5 protein-coding genes and 1 tRNA gene are annotated in these 3,690 nt (G+C 57.9%); 2 read left to right on the top strand and 4 right to left on the bottom strand.

From position 1 onward, the window contains the following. Both NW819_RS09150 and NW819_RS09155 read left to right on the top strand, forming a co-directional pair. Nucleotides 1-392, top strand: a 392-nt coding sequence (locus NW819_RS09150) for a ribonuclease HII (protein WP_414413551.1), incomplete at its 5' end; no start/stop codon positions are given. 12 nt (nucleotides 393-404) lie between these two features. Next, nucleotides 405-478, top strand: a tRNA-Arg gene (locus NW819_RS09155). Nucleotides 479-495: 17 nt separating this feature from the next. On the opposite strand, the gene msrP is transcribed toward NW819_RS09155, so the two are convergent. From msrP to gvpN, 4 genes are all read right to left on the bottom strand, one after another. Next, nucleotides 496-1,452 carry a protein-methionine-sulfoxide reductase catalytic subunit MsrP gene (gene msrP / locus NW819_RS09160; protein ID WP_414413552.1) on the bottom strand — a complete coding sequence of 319 codons (957 nt, stop codon included), beginning with the start codon at nucleotides 1,450-1,452 and terminating at the stop codon, nucleotides 496-498. A gap of 305 nt (nucleotides 1,453-1,757) precedes the next feature. Continuing rightward, the gene (locus NW819_RS09165) at nucleotides 1,758-2,177 is read right to left on the bottom strand and encodes an LptA/OstA family protein (RefSeq protein ID WP_011433424.1); all 420 of its coding nucleotides are present in this window, start codon (nucleotides 2,175-2,177) and stop codon (nucleotides 1,758-1,760) included. Between the two features lie 74 nt (nucleotides 2,178-2,251). Then, on the bottom strand, nucleotides 2,252-2,587 hold the full coding sequence (locus tag NW819_RS09170; protein WP_011433425.1) for a gas vesicle protein: 336 nt from the start codon (nucleotides 2,585-2,587) through the stop codon (nucleotides 2,252-2,254). 41 nt (nucleotides 2,588-2,628) lie between these two features. Beyond that, nucleotides 2,629-3,513, bottom strand: a complete 885-nt coding sequence (gvpN, locus tag NW819_RS09175; RefSeq protein ID WP_011433426.1) for a gas vesicle protein GvpN — start codon at nucleotides 3,511-3,513, stop codon at nucleotides 2,629-2,631. Between the last annotated feature and the right edge of the window lie 177 nt (nucleotides 3,514-3,690).

The raw sequence follows: 3,690 nt of genomic DNA on the forward strand, positions 1-3,690 counted from the left end.
TTGGCAGTGCCTCTGCTGCTGAGATCGACCGGCTCAACATTCGCCAGGCCACGGTGCTAGCCATGCAGCGGGCTTTGGCCAAGTTGGATCCAATCGAACACATTTTGCTGGATGGATTGCCGCTGGCCGAGCTGGGATCCCGGCAAACGGCCCTGGTCAAGGGGGATCACATCAGCCTCTCCATTGCCGCTGCTTCAGTTGTGGCCAAAGTCTGGCGAGATGCCTTGATGCAGAGCTGGGATCGGCAGTACCCCGGCTACGGCTGGCGCACCAACGCTGGCTATGGCACGCGGGAGCACCGACTGGCGTTGCAGAACTTGGGGCCCACCCCGCAGCACCGCCGCAGCTTTGCCCCCTTGGCAGAACTGAAAGTCAGCAGATATGATGGTTAATGCAGTTGCATTGCCCACGTAGCTCAGTGGACTAGAGCACTGGGTTCCGGTCCCAGGTGTCGGAGGTTCGAATCCTTTCGTGGGCGTCTTCAGACATACAAGTTCAGCCATATAAGTGGGCAACATACTCTCCGTACCCGTTGTAGGGCAAGGTGGGAACGATTTGCCACTGGGAACGGGATCCGAAACCGATCAAGACTTCCTGCTCCTGTGACCAGCGGGGGTGGGGCACCCTAGGATCCACATTGGCCTCAAATCCATACTCCTCAGGGGCGAGGGTATTCCAAAACGTGGAGGGTTGATGATCCAAAAGCTCGATTTTGACGATGGATTTTCCCCCCTTAAAGCCATACTTCCAGGGAACCACCATGCGAATTGGCGCTCCGTGCTGTTTGGGCAACGGCTTGCCATAAACGCCGAGGGCAAAAAAGGCCAACTCGTTGGCCATTTCCTCGATCCGCAACCCTTCCGTGTAGGGCCAAGGCAAGTTGGGGGGCCAGATTGGGCCAGGCATAATTTCCGGATCGTAAAAGGAAGTGAAGCGGACAAATCGAGCCGTCGGCAAAGGATCCACCCGTTCCAGCAGCAGCCGCATCGGAAAGCCCAACCACGGCACCACCATCGCCCAGGCTTCCACACAACGAAAGCGGTAGATGCGCTCTTCGAGGGGAAAGTGAAACAGATCTTCCAAGCCCAACCGCTGAGGATGCCGCACCAGCCCGCCAATCTCGACAGTCCAGGGATCCGTGGGCAAAGCCTGTGCAGCCCGCCAGACGCGCTTTCCGGAGCCAAACTCGTAAAAGTTGTTGTAACGAGTAGCTACAATCTCCTCGGTGACGGGCCTGCCCACATCCGAAAAGTGGGGGTTGAGTGGGATCCCCCTCAGCTCTCGTTCTACCGAGGGAGCAGCTCCCCTGCTACCAAACCCAAAAATAGAAAAACTGGCTCCCACCCCAACGGATCCCAGTTGCGCTAGAAATTGCCGCCGGCTGAAAAACATCTCTTCTGGAGTGACCTGTGCCTCTCGTTGCCAGGGGTGAGGAACTCGGATCCCGAACATCCATCAGCCATCCTTTGATTCAGAGTCAGGGAAAAAGTCTGCCGCCCGAACTACTACATCCTAAACGGATCTAAGCCGACATTCCCCGAGCTCGTTTCCAGCGCTGCCCCATGTGTAGTCATTTCAAATGTAGTCATTTCAAACAGCAATGAAACGATTTGTTATGTCTGTCCCTGGCTCCCCTCTCCTTTTGAGAGAGGGGTTGGGGGTGAGGGAAACCCTGCAGGCTGGGATGATCGGTGACGAAATCACGGTATAGCCGTGTTGGCTGAGTCCGTGCTGCTGGAAAAAAGTGTGGGGATCAGCTAAGGACTTGAGCTGGGCTCCGGCAAAACGTAGATGGACTCCACTTGCCGCCCTGCCGATGGCACTGCTTGGATGGTGCCCTTGTCGATGTGGTAAATGACCTTCTCTGCTTGCAACTGATTCTCCCCTTGGTTGATGATGACCTGGCCCTCCAGCTCAATGCGTTGCTCCTGGCTGTAATACACAGCTCTTTGGGCGCGGGCCGTAAGCCGCTCGGCAGGAAAACTGAGGGTGACATTGCCAATGGCCGTAAAAACCCCTGTGTTGGCGTTGGCCTCCTGCACATCGGCGCTGATGCTGATGGCACGAGGATTTTGACCCCAGGCCGGGATTCCAAGGGCCAGCACCACACCCACAGCCCAGCCCAGCGTCCCTAGCCGCTGCCAACCCTTCCGGTCAAACGCCATCTCCAAAGCCATGCCCCATCACCCCGTCAAACCACCACAGCAGCCAGTCTAGCCCGTCAATCCAGGTCACAATGGCGGGGGGCAGCCTATGGGTCCGTTCCCTTTCCCCCCTGGGGCAGAGCTTGGGCAAGCTGTCTTTCCAATTCGGCAACCCGCTGCATGAGCTGTCGGTTGGCTTCCAGCAGCTCCCGCGCCTGGCTGTTGAGGTAGGGATCCGATTCCCACCAATTGATGCCGATCTCCTTGGCCTTATCCACCGAAGAAATCAGCAGGCGAATGCGCACATTCAGCAACTCCACATTGCCCACCGAAACGGTGATGTCTCCGGCGATCACAATGCCCTTATCCAGCACCCGCTCCAGCACATCGGCCAGCGAGGAGCCGTGAGTAGCCGTGGTCAAGGGTTGAGAGCTAATCGGCACAGGGTTAATCGACCTCCAAAGCGTACCAACAGGCAAAAGACTCAGCCAGGCAGTTGGTCTAGCAGATAATTCAGCAACTGGGATCCCTCTTCATAGCGCTTGCCGGCTCGCGGCAACAGCACATCCGCACACAAAGCGCGAAAATCGGCATTCTCTTTGCTAACTGCCAGCTCATGTTCCTTGACAATGCGCCCGATCATCAAACAACTGCGCAGGCTGGGGTGGCGCGTCAGATCCAACTTGCGGCGAAAAGCCCGCACAATGTGGACGATCTTGAGGGCGTCGGGGCCGGATAAGCCTATTCGCGAGGTGAGAATTTCCTTTTCGGTCTCGATGTCCGGCTCCCCCATATCGATGGTGATCATCCGATCCAGCAGCGCATCTTGGGCCCTGTGAACCCCGGTATATTCCTCCGGGTTAGAGGTAAAAATGGCCCGGAACTGGGGATGCACCCGCAGATATTCCGAGCGGTTGCTGTCCGGCGGCAACACCAGCAGCCTCTCCTCCAAGGCACTCAGGAGAGCATTGTTGGCCTCAGGGCGGGAGCGATTGAACTCGTCGTAGATGAGGGTAAACCCCTCTCGGCAAGCCAAGGTGAGGCGGGCATCCACCCAGCGCTGCTGCACATCCTCCTCCGTCTTCACCACCGAGTGAATGAAGTTGTCCACCACCCGCCGATGGGTAAAACCGGTGCGCCCCCCGATGAGGTCGGAAGAATCGAAGCGGTCATCCCCATAGATCAGCATGATGGGGCGGCCCAGCAGGCTGGCCAGATGCATCGCCAAAGTGGTTTTGCCCGTACCCGAAGGCCCCCGCAAATGCACCGCAAAGCCCGATTGCAAATAGCGCAAAGCGCGGCGAGTAATCCGCTCAATATAGGGGGTGTTCACGAACTGGCGGGGACGCGCCTGCAGAACCGTGGCCATGGAGATACTCAACCTCTTTGCTGCCCTAGACTCCTTTGCCTTGACTATAGCCCGGATGTTCTTCCTGCGCTCGGCACAACTAAACTGCGACCGCCCCCGACACCATGCGCCGCAGCGTAGCCAAGATTTCCGAGGGATCCACCCCCAGATCCACCGCGCCGCGGGCCAACAAATCCC

It is taken from the genome of Synechococcus sp. R8-2 (assembly GCF_047461715.1).
GTDB lineage: Bacteria > Cyanobacteriota > Cyanobacteriia > Thermostichales > Thermostichaceae > Thermostichus.

Coding starts and splice junctions, on each gene's coding strand:
- msrP (WP_414413552.1), bottom strand. CDS start 1,452: ATGTTCGGGATCCGAGTTCCTCACCCCTGGCAACGAGAGGCACAGGTC.
- NW819_RS09165 (WP_011433424.1), bottom strand. CDS start 2,177: ATGGCTTTGGAGATGGCGTTTGACCGGAAGGGTTGGCAGCGGCTAGGG.
- gvpN (WP_011433426.1), bottom strand. CDS start 3,513: ATGGCCACGGTTCTGCAGGCGCGTCCCCGCCAGTTCGTGAACACCCCC.